Source organism: bacterium (assembly GCA_040756715.1).
Classification (GTDB): Bacteria; UBA9089; UBA9088; order UBA9088; family UBA9088; genus JBFLYE01.
Window position 1 is genome coordinate 1 of record JBFLYE010000130.1, and the last position, 2,861, is coordinate 2,861.

General features: G+C 39.8%; 2 protein-coding genes. Both read right to left on the bottom strand.

Features of this window, described 5'->3' with window-relative positions; genetic code table 11:
• Positions 1-50: 50 nt before the first annotated feature.
• Complete coding sequence (locus AB1397_05120) at positions 51-803, bottom strand: hypothetical protein (protein ID MEW6482365.1); 753 nt, start codon at positions 801-803, stop codon at positions 51-53.
• Complete coding sequence (locus AB1397_05125) at positions 804-2,672, bottom strand: cohesin domain-containing protein (protein ID MEW6482366.1); 1,869 nt, start codon at positions 2,670-2,672, stop codon at positions 804-806.
• Positions 2,673-2,861: the final 189 nt, after the last annotated feature.

The window sequence follows — 2,861 nt, forward strand, 5'->3', positions numbered from 1 at the left end:
GAGGCACAAACTTTGTAAAAAATCCGAAATCCGAAATCCGAAATCCGATATCATCTTATCACCCCTACTTTTCCCTTTGCTTTCCTTCCATCCTTATTTTTTATCTCGTAGATATACATTCCCGAGGAAACAGGCTTGTTTGCTTGATTATCAAGCATCCAGAAAACAGGGCCTATAACATCTCTAAATTCTTTTATTAGTATTCCCGAGATAGTATAAATTAAAATATCCGAACCATCTGGGATCTCAAATACTATATATGGTCTATCTCTTTCTTTATCAGCCCGGTAAGGGTTTGGATAAACCTTAAGGCTTGGAAAATCAATAAAGTATGGAAAAATTTTGCCATTTACCGCCCTAGAAATTGGAATCTCGGTTATAAAATCGCTTTTAAGAAGGGTTATTGTGCCAAAGCTAAGCTCAGAGGTTGGGTCATCCACCAGGGAGGAAAAGATAATCTTTTCTGCCAATGTGCCTGTTCCATTTGCCGAGCCAGAGAGTAAAACATCATAGAGCCAAATATACCCCTTATCCCTTTCAATAATAGGCTCAAGCCCTGGTATCCAGTTTCCTCCCCCAAAGAGAGAGCCCCTGCTTGGTGTCCCGTAAGGGGTAATATTTACCTTATTTTTGTCAAAATAAAGGTATAATTGGGCTGCCCCAAGGTCAGAGACATTTAAAGCATAAATATCAACGGCAAAGTCCTTTCCCTTTCTTGTGAATATATTTTCTGGCTCTATCCTTATCTCAACCGCATAAATTTTTAAGCTAAAAAGGAGGATAAGAAGAACAAACCCTTTCAACTACCTTGAGATAACCATTGACTTTACATCAAAGAATTTACCCGAGGAGAGTTTATAAAAATATAGCCCATTCGCTACCTTTTGACCTGCATTATTCTTTAAGTCCCAAGAAAGTGCCTTTTTGTTCTTGAGGGTATAATATCCCCTTGGTTTAAATTCTGGCCCTATCTCCTTTACAACCTGACCAAGGATATTGTAAATGGTAAGCTTTGTCTCGCCAGCCTCAGCAAGCTGGAAGGGAATAAAGACACTATCCTTTGCCGGGTTGGGAACGCTTTGGAATAGGGCTGAGTAAGGAGGAGGATCAAGTGGTTCTACCATAACCTCAAGCTCTGTCTCTTTTACATCATCCCCAGCTTGAAGATAGAAGATTTTTATCTTAATCCTTGAGGCATTTTCATCCTTTAGTTTAAATCTTGCGTTTGAAAGAGGGGCTTCCTTTGAGATACCATTCATATCCTCAAGGCTTGCTAGGCTTATTGTGTTATCCTTTAAGGCAAGATTTTGCTTTTTAAAGTAATCGCCCTCCTCTAAAGAGATAAGCTCAATCTTTGCTGGGTCATAATCTAGCCTTATATTTACACCCAAAAGGTTATTTGCATTGGCTGTAATATTTACATTAAATTCCTCTCCCTTTTCTGCTTCAAGCTTTTCTTGGGAAAGGGAAAATTTTGGAGCCTCAAGAGCCATTGGCTTTCCTTTTCCTTGAGACCACCTCCACATCCTCACAAAGATCACTAAGTCCCAAAAATCTACCTTGCCATTAGGCTCTGAGATGATATAGGGTGGATTTCCGCTCATTTGTTGCCTTCCTACATCTCCCTTTGCCCAAGTAGAAGGAGTTCCACCTGAATAATAAGCACGCCAGTATCGGGCAAACCAGACTAAATCCTCAAAGACTATCTTGTTGTCAGGGTCGTTAGAGATAAAGCTGTTTCCAAAGTCGCAAAGATACCTTACCATAATAGAAGGTATCTGAGTAGAAACACTTGGATTTTCGCTATCTTTGACCGTCAATACCATTGTTCCTACTTGATACCTTGTTATGGTAGCTATTCCAACACCATTAGAGAATTTGGAAATCTGATATGAAATTGTTCCTGGGTTAACTGATATGATAGGTATTCCCTTATAGTCTTTATACACATTATTTTGCTGGTCCTTTACGGTTATCGTCATTGTCCAGGCCCTTCCTGCTATAACATCAATTGGGGCTAAAAGGTCAAAGTGGTCTAGTAAATATGGGAAGATAGAGCCTTGTTCTGTAGTATAGGGAATCTCGGTTATAAAATCGCTTTTAAGAAGGGTTATTGTGCCAAAGACAAACTCAGAGGTTGGGTCATCCACCAGGGAGGAAAAGATAATCTTTTCTACTAAGGTTCCTGTTCCATTTCCAGAGCCAGATAATAAGACATCACAGATGTAGATATATCCCTTATCCCTCTCAATAAGGGGGTCTACTGTCCAGGCTCCTCCCCCAAAGAGAGAGCCTTTGCTTGGTGTCCCGTAAGGGGTAATATTTACCTTATTTTTGTCAAAATAAAGGTATAATTGGGCTGCCCCAAGGTCAGAGACATTTAAAGCCTCAATGTCTATGGTAAATGTTCCATCCTTTTTCACATAGGTTATTTTTGGAACAACCCTTACCACGGTTTCTGTTCCCAAAAGAACCTCGGTTTGGACAACATTTGATGTTGCGCTAAGGCTTCCTGGTTGATACCAGCAGATAAGGTCGCTAGGTATATCTGCCGCCAACTCAGGATTATTTTGGCTGTTTGCAACCAGAATCCCTCTATCCCCTCCATTCTCAATGACAAGGCTCCAAACTAACCCTCCTGCCATCAAACTACTTACTAATATCTTTCTCATCTTCATCATCTCCTTATTTAAGGATAACACATAATTTTAATTTTGTCAAAATTTTTTAAAATAACCTTCACCACAAAGGAAAGCTCTCCTTGTTCATTTGGTAAAACCTGGGGGATAATCCACCTTATCTTGCTTGCTTTTTGGCTAAAGGCTACATTCCATTGATTGTCATACCAATAGCTTGGGCTT